Raw genomic sequence first — 20,157 nt, forward strand, 5'->3', positions numbered from 1 at the left:
GCTACGCAGCCCAGCGGGAGCAAGCTCCCTCGCCACAACAAGCGCCCTTGCCACAGAAAACTCCCTTGCCAAAACAAGCGCCCTCGCCACCAAAGCTCCCTTGCACCAAGTGCTACTCGTCCAGGCATCAGCGGCTCTCAGGACCAAACGCCTCGTCCACCTTGGCCAGGTCGGTGTCACGCAAGTTGCCCGCGTAGTAATGCAATTTGGTCCAGGCCATCAGGTAGTCGTACCGTGCCTGGGCCAGGTCGCGACGGGTGCTGTACAACTGCTGCTCGGCGTTCAGCGCATCGAGGTTGACCCGCTCGCCCCCGAGGATGCTTTGCTTGGTCGAGACCACCAGCGCTTCAGCCGAAGTCAGCGCCTTTTGATACGCCCGCAACTTGCTGACGCCCGACAGGCAAGCACTGAACTGGCGTCGCAGTTCGATCAGGGTTTCGCGGGTCTTGCCTTCCAGTTCGTACTCGGCCTGCTCCATGGCGCGGCTGGCCTGGCGGGTGGAAGCCGAGACGCCGCCACCGGCATACAACGGCATGCTGACTTCGATGCCGATGGTGTTGGTGTCGTAGCGCTGGTTGTAGGTGTTGCCGCTGTCGGATTCCTGCTGGCGCGAGCTGGCATACGCCGTGATGCGTGGCAGGTGCCCCGAACGGTTGCGCTCCACTTCATAACGCGCCACTTCCACGGACTGGCGTTGCGAGGCCAGGTTGGGGTTGTTGGTCAGCGCCAGTTCGTGCCAGGTGTCGTAATTGGCCGGGGTCAGGGTGAAGGCGGCAAACCCCGGGTTCAGCGGGGCCAGGTCGTTGATGTTGACGCTCTGCACGCCAATCAGCGCCCCGAGTTCGCGCAGCGAGGCGTCCTGTTCATCCAGCGCCTGGATCTCTTCGGCAGTCGCCAGCTCATAGCGCGACTCGGCTTCCAGGATGTCGGTGCGGGTGCCCTCACCCTGCTGGAACAGATGCTGGTTCTGCTGGAACTGCTGCTCGTAGGCCTTTTTCTTGGCGCGGGCAATGTCGATCTGGTCCTGGGCAAACAACGCCTGGGTGTAATAGGTCAGCACCCGCACCAGCAGCGCCTGGCTCTTGTCGCGGAAGCTCTCGTCGGCAAACAGTGCCTGGGCCACGCCCTTGCGGTAGTTGGCATAGGCTTCGTAGTCGAACAGCGGCTGTTGCAGGGTGAACGTGGAGCCATAGCTGTTGTAGTTGCGGTCATCGTGATAATTGCCGCCGCGCCCGTCGGGCAAGGTGGCCTGGGAGTTGTTGCGGCCCTTGTTGTAGTTGTACGAGAGCTTGGGCAGCAGGCCGGCGCGGCCGATGGTGCGGTTTTCCAGGCCGGCGTCGCGCTCCTTGATGGCACCAAGGAATACCGGGTCGTTGCGCAGGGCCTGTTCGTAGACATCGAACGGGCCCATGGCGGCCTGGGCGCTGCCGCAGGCGAGCAGCAAGGCGATGAACATCGGCTTCATGCTCATTCCTCGGTCAACGCCGAGCCAGCGCGGTCCAGCAGCGGCTTGAACAGGTAATTGAGCAAGGAGCGCTCGCCGGTGCGGATGAACATCTCAGCGGGCATCCCCGGCTTGATCACCAGGCCATGGAGTTTCTCCAGGGCGCTGCTGCTGACGGTGGTGCGCAGCACGTAGTAAGGCATGCCGGTTTTTTCGTCGAGCATCTGGTCGGCGGAGATCAGGCTCACCTCCCCCGGCACCCGCGGCGTGCGGCTCTGATTGAAGGCGGTGAAGAGAATGTCCACCGGCAAGTGCGCACCGACCTTGTCCACCAGGTGCACCGGCAGGCGCCCTTCGACTTCCAGGCGGGTGTCCTGGGGCACGATTTCCAGCAGGGTTTCACCGGCACGCACCACGGCGCCTTCGGTGTGCACGCCCAGGTTGACCGCGATGCCATCGGCGGGCGCGTTGATCTCGCTGTGCTGCAGGTCGAAACCGGCGGAGGTCAGTTGTTGTTCCAGGGTCAGGCTGCGCAGCTGCGCGTCGGCCAGTTGGCTGCGCACTTCCTTCTGGTACTCCTCGCTGTGCTGCTGCAACTTGAGGCGCGACTCGAGGATGCCCTGCTCCACCCGCCCGCTTTCGCCGGTGTTCTGCGCCAGGTCCTGTTGCACCTGGGACAGTTGCCGCTGGTATTCCATCAGCCGGTTGCGCGGGATGTAGCCGTTGTCGGCCAGGGGTTGCAGGTTGTTCAACTGGTCACGCAGGGATTGCGCCTGGGCCGTCAGGTCACTACGGGCGCGACGCATGCCGTTCAGTTGCGCCGTAGCGCCCTCGATACTGGCGCGAATCCCGGCCTGTTCCCGGGCAAAGGCTTCGCGGCGGCTACTGAACAGTTGACGCTGGCCTTCGAGGACCAGTGCCAGGGCTTGATCCGGGTTGCCGCTCAGCTCGGGCGGAAAGGTGATCGTCGACTGGTTATCCCGCTCGCTCTGCCACCGTGCCACGCTGGCCCAGGCCATGCGGTACTGGGCTTGCAGGGAGTGCACGTCGGCCTGGTTCTGCGTCTGGTCGAGACGGAACAGCGGCTGGCCCTGCTTCACCGCCTCGCCCTCACGCACCAGGATCCGGCTGACCACGCCGGGGCTCAGGGTTTGCACCGCCTTGCGCTTGCCCGAGACCACCACCGTGCCTTGTACCGGGATCCCCTGGTCCAGCGGCGCCAGACTGGCCCAGAGGAAAAACCCGCCGGCGCCGACCACCGTCAGCAGCCAGCCCATGCGGGCGAAGAAACGCGCGTCGTGCTCGGGATGGGTCTGTTCGTAATCGCGGTTGATTTGAATGCTGCTGTCGCTGCTCATGCGCCTGGATTCCTTCCGGCTTGATACTGACGGCTGAGGCTGACCCCGGCCTTTTCTCGTGGTGCTTCCTGCTGGCCGGACAGTGCGCGCAGCACGTCCTGGCTCGGACCAAATGCCTGCAAACGACCTTCGTTCAGCACCAGCAGCTTGTCGGCCTGGGCCAACGCCGAGGAACGGTGAGTCACGAGTACCACCGTGCTGCCCTGGGCTTTCATCTGCATGATCGCGCTGGCCAGGGCGGCTTCACCCACGGTGTCGAGGTTGGAGTTGGGCTCGTCGAGCACGATCAGGCGTGGCCCGCCGTACAGCGCGCGGGCCAGGGCGACCCGTTGTTTCTGCCCACCGGACAGGCCGCTGCCCTCGTCGCCGAGCACGGTGTCGTAGCCGTGGGGCAAGCGCAGGATCAATTCGTGCACACCAGCCTGTTGGGCGGCCTGCACCACCCGCTCCGGGTCGGCTTCACGAAAGCGCGCGATGTTGTCGGCGATGCTGCCGCTGAACAGTTCGATGTCCTGGGGCAGATAACCGATATGCGGTCCGAGGTCGTCGCGGTCCCAGCGATGAATGTCGGCTCCGTCCAGGCGCACGGTGCCCGCCAGGGTTGGCCATACGCCCACCAGCACGCGGGCCAGGGTTGATTTGCCGGAGCCGGAAGCACCCAGCACGCCGAGCACTTCGCCCGCAGTCAGGTTGAAGCTGACTTGATGCAAGGTCGGCACACGTCGCCCCGGCGGGCCTGCGCTGACTTGCTCGAAACTCACATTGCCCTTGGGCGCCGGCAAGGCCATCTGCTCGCCCTGGGGCGGAAACTCGCGCATCAGGTTGTCCAGGCGCTGGTAGGCCAGCTTGGCCGAACTCCATTGCTTCCACACGGCGATCAACTGGTCGATGGGGCTCAACACCCGGCCCATCAAAATGGAGCCTGCGATCATCATCCCGGCGGTCATGTCGCCCTTGATCACCAGGAGCGCACCCAGGCCCAGCACCAACGATTGCAGGCACAGGCGCAGGGATTTACTCAGGGAACTGATGATCGAGCCGGTGTCGCTGGCCTTGTTCTGCAGGCCCAGGAACTGCGAATGCACCTTGAACCAGCGCTTGCGCAATGCACCGAGCATGCCCATGGCCTGGATGGTTTCGGCGTTGTGCAGGTGGCTGGTGGCCAATTGGGTGGATTGCTGGGAATACCCGCTGGCTTCACCCAGAGGCTTTTTGGTCAGGTATTCGTTAAGGCACGCCAGGGCAATCAGCAGCACGGCACCGGCACTGGCCAAGACACCCAGCCACACGTTGAACAGGAAAATCACGAACAGATAGATCGGAAACCACGGCGCGTCGAAAAACGCGAACAGCGCAGGCCCGGTGATGAATTGGCGGATGTGGGTCAGGTCCCCCAAGGATTGCCCGCCATGGCCTTCGCCCCGTTGCAGGTTGCGCTCGAAAGCGGCCTTGTAGACCCGCAGGTTGAAACGCCGCTCCAGCTGGCTGCCGATGCGAATCACGATAAAGCTGCGGATCACCTCCAGCACACCGATAAAGGCGAAGAACCCCACCACCATCAGCGTCAGCATCACCAGGGTGGTTTCGTTCTGTGAAGACAGCACGCGGTCGTAGACTTGCAACATATAAATCGACGGCACCAACATCAATACGTTAATCAATGCCGTGAAACAGCCAATACTGATCAGAATACTTTTGTAGTCGCCGAGTGCCTTGAACAGTGGTGCAACGGGAGTGGTCTTCGCCATGTTGCCTGATCTTCCCTGAGCCGAATGACGCGCAATAGTTTACCGAGCGCCCCATTAAGGGGCGGGCAAACATTAAAATCGGGTTATATCTATATAACGAACTATTCCGGTGCGCGTTGTAATATCAATACCGCGCCGGTTTTTGCGCGACCTTCATATTCGCCTTCTTTCTGGCGATTCAAATGGGTTATGCCGGTGCCTTCGGCATTCATCAGCCAAATACCATCGGGAGTAGGCGTCCAACTAACGGGGGCTTCCCCCAGCCATTGTCCGGCGCACTCCACATCGCCCCCCAACGCGTTAGCCTGCTCAATCAAATCCAGTGCGCACACCTGCTCTTGCTGGTGCAGCGCCCAGTGCCCGGCCAACTGCGCGGAAGTAGGTAAAACCAGACTGCTTGCCATTGCTGTGGCTCCTGCCGACATAAGCAACACCTGGAAACTCCAGGCCACGGTACTGCGAAATAGCGTCATCACCTTCGCCCGTTCATGGGGTGGATGCAAGGGCAGAGGGCGGCGCGTGTGCGCCACCCTCCTTTACGCGTGTATCAGGCCACGATGTCGCTGACGGCTGCCTGGCCAACGGTGGTGACGAGGAAATCCGCCACGCCGTGCCCGGAGAAGTCCACGGCCAATGTGCCCAGGTTGGTACCCGAAGCGTAGGACAGCACCGCGTCGCCGGCATGACCGGTAAACGCGTTGACGAAGGTCAGGCCTGCACCTTTGGTGATGCCGGTGAGGTCGATCTTGTCGGAACCCGAGGTGAAGTCGAAGATCTTGTCGGCCGCACCCGGCTTGGAGTCGGAGCTGGCGCCGAACACGAAGGTGTCGTTGCCTGAGCCGCCCCACAGCTGGTCTGCACCGCCGCCGCCGAAGATGATGTCGTTGCCGGCACCGCCCTTGAGGACGTTGGCGGCTGCGTTACCGATCAGCAGGTCGTTGCCCGAACCGCCGATGGCGTTCTCCACGGTCACACCCTTGGCGATGGAAACGTTGCCCACCAGGCCGCCAACGTCGGAGAACGAGGTTTCATTGAGGTTGATCTTCTGGTTCTGGGTAAAACCGGAGAAGTCCAGGGTGTCGTTGCCGCCACCGTCCCACACCGAGAACACCAGCTTGTCGGCCGATGAAGTGGCGCTGAGGAAATCACGCCCGGTGTTGGAGTTGAAGCCGTAGGTGGTGTCACCGGCACGGGTGTTGTAGTTGGCGCCGTAGAGCTTCTGGATCGCGGCGATGTCGTCGATCAGCGGGCCGGACGAGTAGGCTTCTACCCCGCCTTTGCTGAAGTTCTGGTTGGTGTTGCTCTCGCTCCAGTAACTCATGACGCTGTAGCCACGCGTGTCCTGTCCATAGTCCGCGTCTTTGTACGAAGGGTTGCCGGTCCCGGCGTTGTAGTCGCCAGGGTGGTCCAGGCCCAGGGTGTGGCCGATTTCGTGGGTCAGGGTCTGCCGGCCATAGTTGTTCAGGTCCGGGGTCTTGTTCGGCGTGTAGCTGTTGTTCGTCAGGTACCAGGAAGTGCCGTCAAGGCCGCTTTCGTTGTACTTGGCGTTGGTGCCTGGCAGGTAGGCAAAGGCCGCTGCGCCGTCCTGGCCGCCGCTGTAGTTGCCGAAGGTCATGTGGAAGTCACCGCCCGAGGCTTTCTCGGTGAAGGTGACATTGGCCACATCGGCCCAGGATTGCATGGCCAGTACGGCCTGTGCTTTCTGCTGGGTGTTGAACTGGCTGAACCCGGTGATCCCATGCTTGTTCATGGTCGCGTTCGAAGCCGAAGTCAGGAAGGTGTAGGTGAGATCGATCTTGCCGTTGCCATCCACGTCCCGGTACGCGGCGTTCTCACGCAGCAGGTGGTCGGCGGCCTGGTCGACGGTGAACGACGGTTTGCCATTGACCGTGAGGTTGCCACCGCGGTCGTATTGATGGCTAAAGCTATCGATCTGGGTGTAAGCGGTACTTGCTTGAGCCGCCGACACAATAGCTTTGTCTTTTACTTTTGACATAAACGTACTTCCTTGTTTGCAAGTGGAACAGTTTTTGTCCGACCGGACCCACTCTGGCGAGTAAGTCCGATCACTCGCCCCTTTTGAAGGCGAAAGAAAACTGACACAACCTGAAATCATTCGTCCAGCGGTTTTTATCCAAGGATAAAGTTGGGCCGGTGAACAAAACCTGCAAACACTGGTAAATAGCGCGTTATTAAAATCCAGCTATTTAAATATTAAATACTCCTAAAGACATTTAGCCACGAATGGATCCAAAGTATTGACTGAGGTGCACTAAGAAAGTGTCACCGTGTCATTGTTAGTATTGATTGGCCACTATTTAAGTGTTTGTCCCGTATTACCGGGACAAGACTTAGTTTACTTACTGGCCGCGCCAGCCGGTTTGGCGCAATGCCTGCAGGAGTGTGTGGGCATCCAGCGCGGGCACCCGCACACCCTGGTCGGTGGTCATGTCTTCGCCGGCCACTATGGCATTAATGATCGCCTCTTCCACGGCCTCCGCCGCCGCGCTGAACAGCGGTGAAATGTGGTCGTTATTGACCATTTGCAGGGCTGTGCTGAGGGGCGAGCCCTTGCGCCCGTAGTCGGCCACCGGCAAATCCTGATTGCCGGTGGCGAACGCCAGGAACAGGTCCCCGCTGGAGTCCTCGGTACCGCCACCCGTGCGCGCAATCCCGATGGACGCGCGTTGTGCCAGGCGCTGGCATTGATGGGGCAGCAACGGCGCATCGGTGGCGATGATCACCACGATGGAGCCCATGCCGGGTGTGCCGCGATCGGCAAAGGGTGACGGGATGTCCATCAATTGCCGGCCTACCGGGTAACCATCCACGCGCAGTTCCTGGCGCTTGCCATGGTTGGCCTGCACCAGCACACCGACGGTCCAGCCACCCTGCTCCGCCGGCAAGCGCCGTGACGCGGTACCGATGCCCCCCTTGAACTCATGGCAGATCATCCCGGTGCCGCCGCCCACGGCGCCCTCCGCCACCGGCCCGGATTCGGCGTTGGCCAGCGCCTTGCGCACATGCTCCGGGCCGACGTGCTGGCCCCAGATATCGTTGAGCAAGCCGTCGTAGGTTTCCATCACCACCGGCATGCACCAGTACACGGCGGGGTCTTCGAGGCTTTCGCGCTCCAGGGCGATCAGCGTGTCGCGCACAATCCCGATGCTGTGGGTGTTGGTGATCGCCAGCGGCGTGGTCAGCAACCCCGATTCGCTGATCCACTCAAGCCCCGTGGCGTCGCCATTGCCGTTGAGAACGTGGTAGCCGGCAAAACATGGCTGATACCGCGCGGCACCGGCCCGGGGCTGGATCGCCGTCACGCCGGTACGTACCTGTTTGCCGTCGATGCGGGTCTTGATCGTACTGTGGCCGACCCGAACCCCTGGAACGTCGGTGATGGCATTCAACTCACCGGGCGTACCCAGTCCCAAGGTGATGCCCAATTGACGTGCACGCATAACCACTCCTTACAATTTCTGAAACGCCGGACTCAACCGGCCACTGATGCAATACAGGATCACCGACAGTGCCAACAGGCCGATGATAATCATGATGTCGCGAACCGAGGCGGCAATCGCCAGGGTCACCAACAGGTAGCCGGCACCCAGCACCGCCAGCAAGGCCGGCACCGGCCACAACGGCATGCGATACGGGTGCTCGCGGTCACGCAGCAACACCCGGCTCATCAACGCGCTCAACGCCACGATCAGGTACACCAGCATGATCAGCAGCACGCTGAAAGACGTCAGGTCCGCCAGGTTGGAGCTGAAGCTGAGCAATGCCGAAGGGACCGCCAGGAACAGCGTAGCCAACCACGGGGAATCCCAGCGTGGATGAATCCGGGTGAAGAGTTTGTTGATGGTGGGTGTCCACAGCGCATCGCGGCCGCTGCTGAACACCACCCGGCCAATCTGGATGACGATGGCGACGATGGCGTTGAATACCGACAGGAAGATCCCGGCGCTGACCAGCCGCGACAGGGTTTCGTTACCGTGGCTGGTCAGCAGGTAGCCGATCGGGTCGGGACTGCTGATCATCGCGCTGAGGGATGGCGCACCGATCAGCAAGGCGGTGATCGGCACCAGCTCGATGACCACCACCAGGCCCAGGGACCACAACACCGCCTTGTGCACGCCCCTGCCGCCGCACTTCATGTCTTCGGCCAGCAAGACGGCGGGACCGTAGCCATTGAACGAGAACAGGCCGATGCCCACCGCGCCGATGACCAGCGCCCAGGGCGCCAGGTGCAGCACGCCGTTCTCGACGATTTGCGGTTGCAACAGCACGCTGACCGGCTGCACCGGGTTGCCGAAGCCGATAAACACGATCACCAGCAACGCCGCCACTTCCAGCAGCAGGCAGGTGCCGGTGATCCAGGCATTCAGCTTGATATTGAGGATACCCAGGGCGTAGCTGCACACCACAATCACCAGGGCCACGGTTTGCGAATCGAATTGGGTGCCGAGGGCGTTATTCAGGTAAGTCGCCGCCCCGGTGGCCAGTACCGGCGGGATAAACAGCAGCATCACCAGTACCGTGAGGAACGTCGCGTAGCCGGCCATGCCGCCGAACACCCGCTTGGCATACACGTATTCGCCGCCGGCGCTGTTGTGGGCACGCCCGAGTTCGGCGTAGCAAAAGGCGAACATCAGCGCGAGCAAGGCGGCCATCACAAAGGCCAGGAACACCCCGCTGCCAGCCTGCTGGATGGCAAACGGCGCAATCACGAACACTGAACTGGCCGGGGTGACCGCCGAGACGGTGATGGCCACTACATCGAATACGCTCAGGGTGGGTTTCAGCACGCCGTCGGGCGTGGAAGGAGCACTCATATCGTTATCCTCTTGATTGTTCTTGGTTTGAGGCAGAAACGAAAAGGTGAAGCGGCGCAGGGTATGTTCCCCACTGACTGACGGCCAACTTAAACACTCTGTGTAAATCGGCCAATTCCCCTATTGGAGTACTCCCCTTGACGCCGCCGGGCAAAAGTCGAACCCTTGCGGCCTGAATCCTTAGCGTGGAGCTGCACATGAGCCTGTTCAGGGAAGTCGGCATGCACGCGGGCCTGGGGCGTACCGTCGCACAGATCGGCACCGGGCGTTTCTGGAAGCAACTGGTGCTGTTGCTGCACCAATGCCTGCCCTTCGACAATGCCCTGGCGATCTTCTACCCCGCCGATGGCCCGCCCGAAGCGCTGGAAGAATACGACGCACAACCGAGCAGCAAACCGGCGTCGATGCTGGTTTATCTGAATGGCTTGTACCTGTTGGACCCGTTTTTCCAGGCGTGTCGCGAGGGGTATGCCAGTGGCGTGTACCGCCTTGAGGAAGTGGCACCGGATCATTTTCGCCAGAGTGAATACTTCCTCAATTACTTCCACGACAACGTGCTGGAAGACGAGGTGCAATTCATCCTGCAATTGCCGGGTGCGGGGACGTTATCGCTGTCGTTGGGGATGCAGCGGTTGTTTACCGGCGAGGAAACGGGGTTGATGACCATGCTCGCGGCCTGGGTGTTGCCGTTGATGCAGCAGCATTGGCAGCAAAGCACCCAGCGAGTGGCCGCGCCGGCGGAAATGGCCAGCCAGATACGGGACGCGTTGAGTCATTTCGGCTGTGGTGTGTTGTCGGAACGGGAGCTGGAAATAGCGCGATTGGTGTTGCGCGGGTTTTCGTCAAAAGCCATGGCCGAACGGCTGAATATCTCGCCGGATACGGTCAAGGTTCACCGCCGGCACCTGTATGCCAAGCTGGATATCTCGTCGCAGCCGGAGCTGTTTTCGTTGTTTATCCAGTCGTTGGGGCATGACTTGGAGAATCCTTGATTCCGCGGCGTGGGAACGCCGCCCTGGACGCTCCGCATGCGCTTTTGAAGTCGTGACGCGGAGCGTCACAGGATGCATTCCCACGCGGAGCGTGGGAACGATCATCAACGCCCGGTACGAATGGTGTTCCACACCCGCGTACGAATCCGGTCGATGTTCAGCGGCATTGCTTCCAGTGCGAACAACTTGCCCATCATTTCCGGACTTGGGTACACCTTGGTGTCGCTCTTGATTGCCGGGTCCACCAGGCTGTCCGCCGCGGCATTGCCGTTGGCGTAGTGCACGTAGTTGGTGATGCTGGCCATCACTTCCGGGCGTAGCAGGTAGTTCATGAAGGCATAGCCGGCTTTTTCATCCGGGGCATCGGCGGGCATGGCGACCATGTCGAACCAGATGGCGGCGCCTTCCTTGGGAATGTTGTAGCCGATATTCACGCCATTCTTGGCTTCCTTGGCGCGGCTTTCGGCCTGGAGGATGTCGCCGGAGAAGCCCACGGCCACGCAGATGTCGCCGTTGGCCAGGTCGGCGGTGTATTTCGAGGAGTGGAAATACGCCACGTACGGCCGCACTTTCATCAGCAGGTCCTCGGCCTTTTTGTAGTCTTCCGCCTTTTTGCTGTGGTGCGGCAGGCCCAGGTAGTTGAGGGCCGCGGGCAGCAGTTCCGGGCCGTTGTCGAGGATGGCGACGCCACACTTCTGCAGTTTTTGCATGTTCTCGGGCTTGAAGATCAGGTCCCAGGAATCCACTGGTGCGTTGTCGCCGAGTACCGCCTTGACCTTGTCGATGTTGTAGCCGATTCCAGTGCTGCCCCACAGGTACGGGAAGCCGTGGGCGTTGCCCGGGTCGTTGTTTTCCAGGGCCTTGAGCAGCACCGGGTTGAGGTTTTTCCAGTTGGGCAACTGGCTCTTGTCGAGTTTCTTCAGCGCCCCGCCCTGGATCTGCCGGGCCATGAAGTGGTTGGAGGGGAACACCACGTCATAGCCGGATTTGCCGGTCATCAACTTGCCGTCGAGGGTTTCGTTGCTGTCGTACACGTCGTAGGTGAAACCGATGCCGGTTTCTTTCTGGAAGTTCTTGGTGGTGTCGGGGGCGATATAGTCCGACCAGTTGTAGATCTTCACCGTCTCGGCGGCTTGGCTGAGGGTGGCGACGAATACCAGCGGCAACAGGGCAATGGGTCTCATGGTTCGATTTCCTGGCGGTTTTAGGGCTGTTTTTATGGCAGGCGATCAAAGATCAAAGAATCAGAGGATCAATACATAGGTCTTGCGCACGGTTTCCTGGATGTCCCAGATACCGGTGCTGTTGGCCGGCAACATCAGTGCGTCGCCGGCTTCTATGTGGAGCATTTCCCCGTTGTCGGGGGTGAAGGTGCAGCGTCCCTGGATAAAGTGGCAAAACTCCTGGGCTTTGATCTGCCGGCGCCAGCGCCCGGGCGTGCATTCCCAGATGCCGGTTTCGACGCCGTCGCTACGTTCCACGCTCAAGGTCGAGGCCACCGCGACCGGTGTGCCCAGTGGCACGGCGACGGGCGAGGAGTCCGGCAAACGGGCGCTGAGTGTGTCTTTGAACTGGGTAATGCTCATGTTCATACCTGTGGTGATTGAAACGACTTAGTGCATGAAACCTTCCATGAACCCGGCAACCCCGCTGGCCAGTTTGCGGCGCCACGGGGCGGTATTGGGGTTGGCCAACACCTGGTCCTCATGCACAAAACTGCGGATGATCGCGTTGTAGCCCAGCCAGCGGCAGGGTTCCGGTTCCCAGGCCTTGAGCCCGTCCAGCCGGCCCGGATGAATCACCCATGGCTGGCGAACCAACGGCGTATCGAGCCCCAGGATCAAGTCCGCCAGGGTGCGGCCACCGAGGTTGCTGGCGCCTACGCCCTCGCCGCCGTAACCACCGGCCAGGGCGATGCCTGCCGCGTGATCGCAGAGCATGTGCGGCTTGAAGCGCCGGGACATGCCCAGGTTGCCGCCCCAGGCGTGGGTGATCCGGACTTTCTTGAGCTGCGGGAACAGTTCGCCGAACAGGTAGCGACGCAGCTCGACTTCGCTGTCGGTGAGCTCGAAGTTGTGCCGCAACTTGCCGGCAAACTGATAACCCCCGCGAGCGCCGAACACCAGGCGGTTGTCCGCCGAACGCTGGCCGTAAGTCACTTGCCGGCTGCTCTCGCCGAACGCCTGGCCACGATTCAGGCCGATCTCGTCCCAGGTGCTGGCCGGCAACGGCTCGGTGGCAACGATCAGGCTTTGCACCGGCAACTGATAGCGCCCCAGCGGAGCCAGCGTGGTGGCATACCCTTCCACCGCCGGCACCACCCAGGAGGCGCGCACCGAGGCTTTGTCCGTGCGCAGGCTGCCGGACTGCCAATGAGTGACGGGACTGTTTTCGTAGATCTTGACGCCCATCCGCTCCACCAACCGCGCCAGGCCGCGCACCAGCTTGGCCGGGTGAATCGTGGCAACGTGGGGTGCATAGATGCCGCCATAAGGTTTGGCGATACGGATCTGCTCGGCCAGTTGTTGCGGGCCAAGCCAACGGTAATCGTCGTCGGTCAGGCCCTGGCTGTGAAGTTTGGCCAGGTACGCACGCAGGGTGGCTTCCTGTTCGGGGTAGCGCGCGGCGCAATACAGCACACCACCCTTGCGGTAGTCGCAGTCAATGCCTTCGCGCTCGATCACTTGCGCGACTTCGTCGGGGATGGCGTGCAGCAGGTCGAACGAGGCCCGGCGCTGTTCCGGGGTCAGGCCGGCCAACAGGCGGTCCTCTCCCAGCAGATTGCCCATCAGCCAGCCGCCGTTACGGCCCGAGGCACCGAACCCGGCGGTTTGCGCCTCGATGATTGCGATTTTCAGCTCGGGCGCCTGGCGCTTCAGGTAATACGCGGTCCAGAGCCCGGTGTAGCCGGCGCCGATGATGGCCACGTTGACGTCCAAGTCCTGCTCCAGGGACGCGCGTGCCAGCAGCGGCTCGTCCAGCTGGTCCATCCATAAACTGATATTGCGCCATGCAGGCATGCCAGGCTCCACCACCACACTTCGATGGCAGTGATCCTAGAGCCTGGCCTCAGGGGCTGTCTTGCGCGCGTGCACGCAGGGAAATTTGTTTGACGTAGGCCTTTGGCGACTGGCCGGTGTGCTGGCGGAAGCTGCTGTAGAACGCCGACGTCGAATTGAAGCCGGCGGCAAACGCCAGTTCGTCGATGCGGATCGGCGGCGCGGCCATTTCCAGTGCAGCCAGCAAATGCTGGAGGCGTGCCTGGTTGACGTAGCGATAAAAACTTTGCCCCAGCACCTGGTTCAACAGGTAGGAAATCTGGTTGCGGCTGTACCCGCACTCCTTCGCCACCCGTTGCAGGTCCAGTTCGGGGTCAAGATAGGGTTGCTGGCGCTCGAAGTACTGTTGCAGGTCGTTGGCCATGTAGCTCAGTTGCTGCGGCGACAGGCCCAGGCGGCTGACGGTCGGGCGTGTGGTCTCGCGGCGGCTGGCAGACTGCTCGTGGACCAGGGAGGCGTACTCGTTGACCCGCCAGATCAAGCCATCGCGCACGGTAATCGCTTCGCTGGTGCGAAACGACACCAGGCCCTGGCCGCCACGCAAGGTGATGCGGTATTGGATGAACGCGGTGTCGCCGTCGGCGCGGATGCGGTCGGTGTGTTCGATCGCTTCGTCGGCGCCACGGGGCATGCTGGCTTGCAGGTATTCGCGCAGCTCGCCGGCACCCACCACGCGGTTCTGGAAGAAATCGTGGTACTGGATGTCCGGATGGTAGTACGACATCACTCCATCCAGGTCCCGATCCCGCCAGCGCAGATGGTGACGCAGTACCAGCTTGGCCGTAGCTTGGGTTTTCTGGGAGTCATCCGGAATGATGTCTTGCATTGAGCGCTCTACGCCGGTGAAAAAAGAGGCAGCTTGCCCAACTGCCCGTACCCGCTCAACGGCCATTTGATATTTCCGACTAATGGCCTTTCGCTTAATACCACGCAGCACGTGACCCATATCAACGTTATTGAAAACAACTGCCGGACGGGACGAAAAAACTCCCATGCCCGATGCGAACGAATGCTATTTTTAATGCTCACGACGGCCAGGACCAGTGACGGTCATGGCGCCCCTGCAGCGAGCTAAAGGAAGCGCTCAATGAACAAGGTGGGCAACATGAACAAAGTGACATTCCCCAACGCCTGCCAGTTGATGCGCTGGCACTTTCATCCCATGGGCTTTGAGGCGAGCATGGATGCTCCCGGCAGTATGATCGCCCGCCTGTTCGACCGCGCCAGCGGAGAAACCCTGATTGCAATTGCCGGTATCCCTTGCGCCACGGTGATGAACGCTGCGGACGTAGAGCGGATCATCGAGGCGGTTGAGGATGAACTGGAGTCGTTTGTGCCGCCGCTGTCGCTGCGGGCTTGATCTGGCAACGCAGGTATCCTGTGGCGAGGGAGCTTGCTCCCGCTGGGTTGCGTAGCAGCCCCAAAATCCTGGGAGCGCTGCGCACTCCAGCGGGAGCAAGCTCCCTCGCCACAGCAAGCTCCCTCACCACAGGATTCAACGTCACCCCTTATGATTTGCTGATGCGCTGGTCGTCAAAAAACGGTTTGTCCCCGGCAACCCGGTCCGAAGCCTTTGGCACATTCACCCCTTGGCCATCCTGGCCGTCGACATACCAATAGCAATGGCTCACCGCCCGGGTAATGCCCACGTAGGCCAGGCGCAGCACTTCGTCTTTCTGCGCGCTGTCGTAAGCTTCGGTATCGCCGTCCTTGCCCAGTCCTGCCATGCGGTAGACCTGGTTCTTGTACGGCGAACTGGTCAAGTGTTGGCAGTCACCCAGCAGGAATACCGCATCCGCCTGCAGGCCCTTGGCGCTGTGATAAGTCAGTTGCTTGAGCCGGCGGCTGCCGTACGGCAAGCTAGAATCCACATTAACTACCGATTTAATATGCTCTTGCATCAATGACTTATCGCTGCTTTTTCGATACAGCATTAACACCGAGTCACCCTTTTGATAGTGCGCCAGCAGTTGTTGGCCCAGCGCCGCATCGTCACGGTCACGCACCGTGACCGGCACCAACTCCTTCGCGGCTCCACTGGCCTTGGCTTTCTTGCCGCTGATGGCCGGGGCCGCCCGCACGATGTGCTCGGCAGCATCGATCACGTGCTGATGGCTGCGGTAGTTCTCGCCCAGCATCACCCGGGTGGTCGTGGGTGACGGGAACTCCTTGTTGAACTCCATGAAATACTTGGGCGAACTGCCACGCCAGCCATAGATCGACTGCCAGTCATCGCCCACGCACAACAGCGAAGAGCACTGGGCCCCACGCCCCACGTGCATGGCCGGCCCACGGCTGCGGATCTCCCGCAGGCTGGCCCGGATCCACGAGACGATCTGCGGCGATACGTCCTGGAATTCGTCGATCATCAGGTGCGACATCGGCCGTAGCAGCGGGTCGCTGAGCAACTTCAGGTTCTCCGGGGTGTTTTCGCCAAACAGCGAGAACATCCGGTTGTAGGTCATGACCGGTGGCGACTGGTCCAGCAAGTGATCCTCGAGGGCCTTCCAGAAAATGCTCAGTGCCTCGAAGTAAAAACGGTCTGGATCATCCTTGGCAAAACTCATCTTGCCCACGGCGGTGGGCACATCCAGCCCGAGGTTCTCGATGAACCCGGCGGCGGCAACAAAGCTGTCCAGCAACGGTGCCGAACCCAGCTCGCCCTTGACCTTGTAATCGAAGCCCGGGCCCGCTGTTGCGTCACCTGCCAGGCTGCTTAAAAGCCGCTTGGAAGACTCGTAGCTTTCTAGCCATATCAATGGTTTACGGCAGAAAGCTTGAAATAGGGTTCGCTTTACCGCCCATTCGGCACGTACTGACAGCTTGGACCCGGGTCGACTGACCTGGGCATTTTCCCGCGGGTCGAAGCCCAGTACGACCCAGGCATCCAGTTCGGCAATGTAGCCATGGCAGTGAAACTTCGCGCCGTTGATATCGAACGTCTGGCGATTGGGCTCGATGCCCTTGATCGGCCAAGCGCCGGCACGAAACCACAGGTCTTCGATCACATCGCAGAGTTCTTCATCGCGCTTGGCCGCCAGTTCGGTCACCGCCACGCGTTTTTGCACGTCCGGGTGATCGCGCTCCAGCTCCTTGAGTTGCAGGGCATGGCGCGCGAGCGGAGCGATCAGTTCGCGGAAGCGTTCATGGCGGCCATGCAGCCGGTGATAGCAGGCATTCAGTTGCTGGCGCTGGGCGTCGTTGATCCGCAATTCGAAGGGGTTGCTGTCGGCCTCATCAAAACCCGCTTCGGTCCGCGCATTGAGGTTCTCGAACGCCTGCAGCCGTTCAAGGCCCGGCAGGCTGCGCACCATTGGCAGGATGCGTGAGTGAAAGGTCCGCACCACCGCTTGCGCGTCTTTCATACCAAGGGGTTGGCCCCACAAGGCGAGAATTTCCATGAGCTTATTGATGAAGTCCTTGCGCGACTCACGGGTGAAGGTCACCACCGTCATCGAGCTCAGCTCGAAGCCCAGGTAATGGGTCAGCAGCAGGATACGCAGCACCAGCGAGGTGGATTTACCCGCGCCGGCGCCGGCGATCACCGAGGTGGACGGCGTATCGCTGAAAATCATCTTCCATTGCGCCGCACTCGGCTGGGCATGGGCCGGCAGCAGGCGCGCCACATCAGCCTTGATGCGTTTTTTCAACTCGGCGGTCAGCGGCAGGCGCCAATCATCGAACAGATTGTCGTCAACACCCGGCGCAGTGTGCTCATCCGGCCGGAAGTCACGAATCAGCAGGACCTGGCGGCCTTCTTCGATACCATCCGCCTTGCCTTCCTTATAGCCATACTCCACGCCGGCCGTGTGGCCACTGCGAAAGCCGTCGGCCTGGCCATGCAGCCATGAGAAACGGTGCTGTGCCCGCAGGCGCGTCAGGCCGTGACCGAATAATCGGGCGGCGAGCCGTTTCAACAGGGGCATTTCGGCCAGTGGCCGCAGTTCGGGAGGCAGATCGGGGGTGTGTTGCGGCACGCGGACTCCTGCGATGCTTTAACTCGGACAAGAGCCCTATGGTCGCCGCAAATGCCCCACAGTTCCAGCCAATTGCTTTGCGCTCATGCAGTTAGGCGATGAAGTGAAGACAAGTCCTGAGCATCGGCATCGAAGCATTCGATAGGAATCCAGCATTTTTTACGCTTTTTATCGATCTGGCGCTGCTGGATGATGGCTCCCATCCACAGGAGACGATCATGCTTGAACTTCGACCTTTCAACACCCTGGGCGGCGCCAATCACGGTTGGCTGGACGCTCACCACCACTTCTCGTTTGCCGAATACCATGACCCCAAGCGCATGCACTGGGGCAACCTGCGGGTGTGGAACGATGACCTCATCGCACCGGGCACCGGCTTCCCGCAGCACCCGCACCGGGACATGGAAATCATCACCTATGTGCGTGAAGGCGCCATCAGCCATGCCGACAACCTGGGCAACCAGGGCCGCACCGAGGCCGGCGACGTCCAGGTAATGAGCGCCGGCACCGGGATCGCCCACAGCGAGTACAACCTGGAAGCTACGCCGACCAAGATTTTCCAGATCTGGATCATTCCCAATGAGGCCGGTTTGCCGCCGTCATGGGGCGCTAAGCCGTTTCCGAAGGGTGACCGCGAAGGGTTTGTGACCCTGGCCAGTGGCAAGGCCGGAGACAGCGAAAGCCTGCGGATTCGGGCCGATGCACGCTTGGTAGCGGCAAACCTGAAAGCCGGTGAAAATGCCGAGTATCGGCTGGACAACGGACGCCGGGCGTACCTGGTACCGGCCACCGGGGTGATTGAAGTCAATGGCTTGCGTGCACAAGCTCGAGACGGTGTGGCGGTTGAGGATGAGCAGGTACTGCGGGTGACAGCGGTTGAGGACAGCGAGATCGTGTTGGTCGACCTCGCCTGACCGAGCTTGAATGTGGTGAGGGAGCTTGCTCCCGCTGGGGTGCGAAGCGCGCCCAAAAATGGGACTGCTGCGCAGTCCAGCGGGAGCAAGCTCCCTCGCCACAGGTTAATCAGTCATAGGCTGGGTATCAGTTAGCCGAGATCGCCCCGTCTACCAACACCTGGGCCTCTTCCACCAGTTGCTTGAGGTGATCTTCGCCGATAAAGCTCTCTGCGTAGATCTTGTAGATGTCCTCGGTGCCCGATGGCCGTGCGGCGAACCAGCCGTTTTCAGTCATGACTTTCAGCCCGCCGATCGCCTGGTCATTGCCCGGCGCGTGGCTGAGGATCTGCTGGATGCTTTCCCCCGCCAACTGCGTGGACGTCACCTGGTCTGGCGACAGCTTGCCCAGCAAGGCCTTCTGCGCCGGAGTCGCCTTGGCATCCACCCGAATGGCGAACGGCTCACCCAGTGCATCGGTCAGCCCGCGATAAATCTGGCTTGGGTCCTGGCCTTTGCGCGAGGTCATTTCCGCCGCCAGCAGCGCCGGGATCAAACCGTCCTTGTCAGTGCTCCACACGCTGCCGTCCTTGCGCAGGAACGAGGCGCCGGCACTTTCTTCGCCACCAAAACCCAGCGAACCGTCAAACAGGCCATCGGCAAACCACTTGAAGCCCACCGGCACTTCGTACAGGCGACGGCCAATGCGCTTGGCCACGCGATCAATCAAGCCGCTGCTGACCACGGTCTTGCCCACCGCAGCATCAGCGCGCCACTCGGGGCGGTTCTGGAACAGGTAGTCGATGGACACGGCCAGGTAGTTGTTCGGCGCCAGCAAGCCACCGGACGGCGTCACGATGCCATGGCGGTCGTGGTCCGGGTCGCAGGCGAAGGCCACGTCATAACGGTCCTTGAGGCCGATCAACCCCTGCATGGCGTAGCTGGAGGACGGGTCCATGCGGATCTGGCCGTCCCAGTCGACGCTCATGAAGCGGAAGGTCGAATCCACTTCGGTGTTCACCACGTCGAGGTTCAGGCGGTGATGCTCGGCGATGGCCGACCAGTAGCGCACCCCTGCTCCGCCCAGCGGATCGACGCCCAGGCGCAAGCCAGCGTTGCGGATGGCATCGAAGTCGATGACGTTGACCAGGTCGGCCACGTAGGTGTTGAGGTAGTCGTGGCGATGAGTGGTGTCGGCCTTCAGCGCCTGGGCATGGGTGATGCGCTTGACCCCGGCCAGCTTATTGGCCAGCAGTTCGTTAGCCTTGGCTTCGATCCACTTGGTGATGTGGGTGTCGGCCGGGCCGCCGTTGGGCGGGTTGTACTTGTAGCCGCCGCTTTGTGGCGGGTTGTGGGACGGCGTGATCACGATGCCGTCGGCCAACCCACTGGTGCGGCCGCGGTTGTAGCAAATGATGGCGTGGGAAATCGCCGGTGTCGGGGTGTACTCATCGCCTTCGGCGAGCATCACGTGCACGCCATTGGCGGCCAGCACTTCCAGCGCACTGGCGCCGGCCGGGGTGGACAACGCGTGGGTGTCGAGGCCGACAAACAGCGGGCCGTTGATGCCCTGGGCTTCACGGTACAGGCAAATGGCCTGGCTGATGGCAAGCACGTGCCATTCATTGAAGCTGAGGTCGAACGAGCTGCCGCGGTGCCCGGAGGTACCAAAGGCGACGCGCTGGGTGGAGATCGCTGCATCAGGCTGGCCGGTGTAATAGGCCGTTACCAGTCGCGGGATGTCTACCAGCAATTGAGCTGGTGCCGGCTTGCCCGCAAAAGGACTGAGAGTCATGCATAAACCTCGGAAAGAGAAGGATTCGGAAAAAAGTGCAGTTTACTGGGACTTGG

At 61.3% G+C, this 20,157-nt stretch carries 16 protein-coding genes; 3 read left to right on the plus strand and 13 right to left on the minus strand.

Translation table 11 applies throughout. The features are described 5' to 3' along the window. Positions 1-127: 127 nt before the first annotated feature. From V6607_RS16825 to V6607_RS16855, 7 genes are all read right to left on the minus strand, one after another. Positions 128-1,465: a TolC family outer membrane protein gene (locus V6607_RS16825; RefSeq protein ID WP_003217106.1), complete on the minus strand. Its 1,338-nt coding sequence runs from the start codon at positions 1,463-1,465 to the stop codon at positions 128-130. 2 nt (positions 1,466-1,467) lie between these two features. Beyond that, a complete protein-coding gene (locus V6607_RS16830) occupies positions 1,468-2,802 on the minus strand; it encodes an HlyD family type I secretion periplasmic adaptor subunit (RefSeq protein WP_134326661.1) in 1,335 nt (444 codons plus the stop codon). Continuing rightward, positions 2,799-4,550 (minus strand): type I secretion system permease/ATPase, encoded by a 1,752-nt coding sequence (locus V6607_RS16835; RefSeq protein WP_134326662.1) that lies wholly within the window; start codon positions 4,548-4,550, stop codon positions 2,799-2,801. Before V6607_RS16835 ends, V6607_RS16830 begins: the two co-directional genes overlap by 4 nt. Before the next feature lie 101 nt (positions 4,551-4,651). Continuing rightward, positions 4,652-5,023: an AprI/Inh family metalloprotease inhibitor gene (locus V6607_RS16840; RefSeq protein ID WP_166742171.1), complete on the minus strand. Its 372-nt coding sequence runs from the start codon at positions 5,021-5,023 to the stop codon at positions 4,652-4,654. 74 nt (positions 5,024-5,097) lie between these two features. Continuing rightward, entirely contained in the window at positions 5,098-6,546 is a 1,449-nt protein-coding gene (locus tag V6607_RS16845; RefSeq protein ID WP_003217113.1) for a serralysin family metalloprotease, read from the minus strand. 364 nt (positions 6,547-6,910) lie between these two features. Then, the gene (locus V6607_RS16850) at positions 6,911-8,011 is read right to left on the minus strand and encodes a P1 family peptidase (RefSeq protein WP_134326664.1); all 1,101 of its coding nucleotides are present in this window, start codon (positions 8,009-8,011) and stop codon (positions 6,911-6,913) included. Positions 8,012-8,020: 9 nt separating this feature from the next. After that, the gene (locus tag V6607_RS16855) at positions 8,021-9,385 is read right to left on the minus strand and encodes an APC family permease (protein ID WP_003217116.1); all 1,365 of its coding nucleotides are present in this window, start codon (positions 9,383-9,385) and stop codon (positions 8,021-8,023) included. A 191-nt stretch (positions 9,386-9,576) separates the two neighbouring features. Between V6607_RS16855 and V6607_RS16860 the strand changes: the two genes are divergently transcribed. Further along, positions 9,577-10,377, plus strand: coding sequence for a helix-turn-helix transcriptional regulator (locus V6607_RS16860; protein WP_085984639.1), 801 nt, complete (start codon positions 9,577-9,579; stop codon positions 10,375-10,377). A gap of 104 nt (positions 10,378-10,481) precedes the next feature. Here the strand turns inward: V6607_RS16860 and V6607_RS16865 are convergent, their stop codons facing one another. From V6607_RS16865 to V6607_RS16880, 4 genes are read right to left on the minus strand one after another with little or no spacing between them, the layout of a single operon-like run. Then, positions 10,482-11,561 carry a polyamine ABC transporter substrate-binding protein gene (locus tag V6607_RS16865; RefSeq protein WP_010169417.1) on the minus strand — a complete coding sequence of 360 codons (1,080 nt, stop codon included), beginning with the start codon at positions 11,559-11,561 and terminating at the stop codon, positions 10,482-10,484. Between the two features lie 60 nt (positions 11,562-11,621). Then, positions 11,622-11,963: a cupin domain-containing protein gene (locus tag V6607_RS16870; RefSeq protein WP_134326665.1), complete on the minus strand. Its 342-nt coding sequence runs from the start codon at positions 11,961-11,963 to the stop codon at positions 11,622-11,624. Between the two features lie 27 nt (positions 11,964-11,990). Next, a complete protein-coding gene (locus tag V6607_RS16875) occupies positions 11,991-13,397 on the minus strand; it encodes an FAD-binding oxidoreductase (protein ID WP_003217124.1) in 1,407 nt (468 codons plus the stop codon). 49 nt (positions 13,398-13,446) lie between these two features. Continuing rightward, the gene (locus V6607_RS16880) at positions 13,447-14,262 is read right to left on the minus strand and encodes a helix-turn-helix domain-containing protein (RefSeq protein ID WP_134326666.1); all 816 of its coding nucleotides are present in this window, start codon (positions 14,260-14,262) and stop codon (positions 13,447-13,449) included. A gap of 261 nt (positions 14,263-14,523) precedes the next feature. Here V6607_RS16880 and V6607_RS16885 point away from each other — a divergent pair, with 261 nt between their 5' ends. Then, complete coding sequence (locus tag V6607_RS16885; RefSeq protein WP_003217129.1) at positions 14,524-14,796, plus strand: DUF1652 domain-containing protein; 273 nt, start codon at positions 14,524-14,526, stop codon at positions 14,794-14,796. A 148-nt stretch (positions 14,797-14,944) separates the two neighbouring features. Here the strand turns inward: V6607_RS16885 and V6607_RS16890 are convergent, their stop codons facing one another. Further along, positions 14,945-17,413, minus strand: a complete 2,469-nt coding sequence (locus V6607_RS16890) for a UvrD-helicase domain-containing protein (RefSeq protein WP_134326667.1) — start codon at positions 17,411-17,413, stop codon at positions 14,945-14,947. Between the two features lie 218 nt (positions 17,414-17,631). On the opposite strand from V6607_RS16890, the gene V6607_RS16895 reads away from it, so the two are divergent. Next, positions 17,632-18,327 carry a pirin family protein gene (locus tag V6607_RS16895; RefSeq protein ID WP_087694417.1) on the plus strand — a complete coding sequence of 232 codons (696 nt, stop codon included), beginning with the start codon at positions 17,632-17,634 and terminating at the stop codon, positions 18,325-18,327. A gap of 127 nt (positions 18,328-18,454) precedes the next feature. Here the strand turns inward: V6607_RS16895 and pgm are convergent, their stop codons facing one another. After that, entirely contained in the window at positions 18,455-20,101 is a 1,647-nt protein-coding gene (pgm, locus tag V6607_RS16900) for a phosphoglucomutase (alpha-D-glucose-1,6-bisphosphate-dependent) (RefSeq protein ID WP_087694418.1), read from the minus strand. Between the last annotated feature and the right edge of the window lie 56 nt (positions 20,102-20,157).

Source organism: Pseudomonas sp. KK18, from assembly GCF_037094675.1.
Classification (GTDB): Bacteria; Pseudomonadota; Gammaproteobacteria; order Pseudomonadales; family Pseudomonadaceae; genus Aquipseudomonas.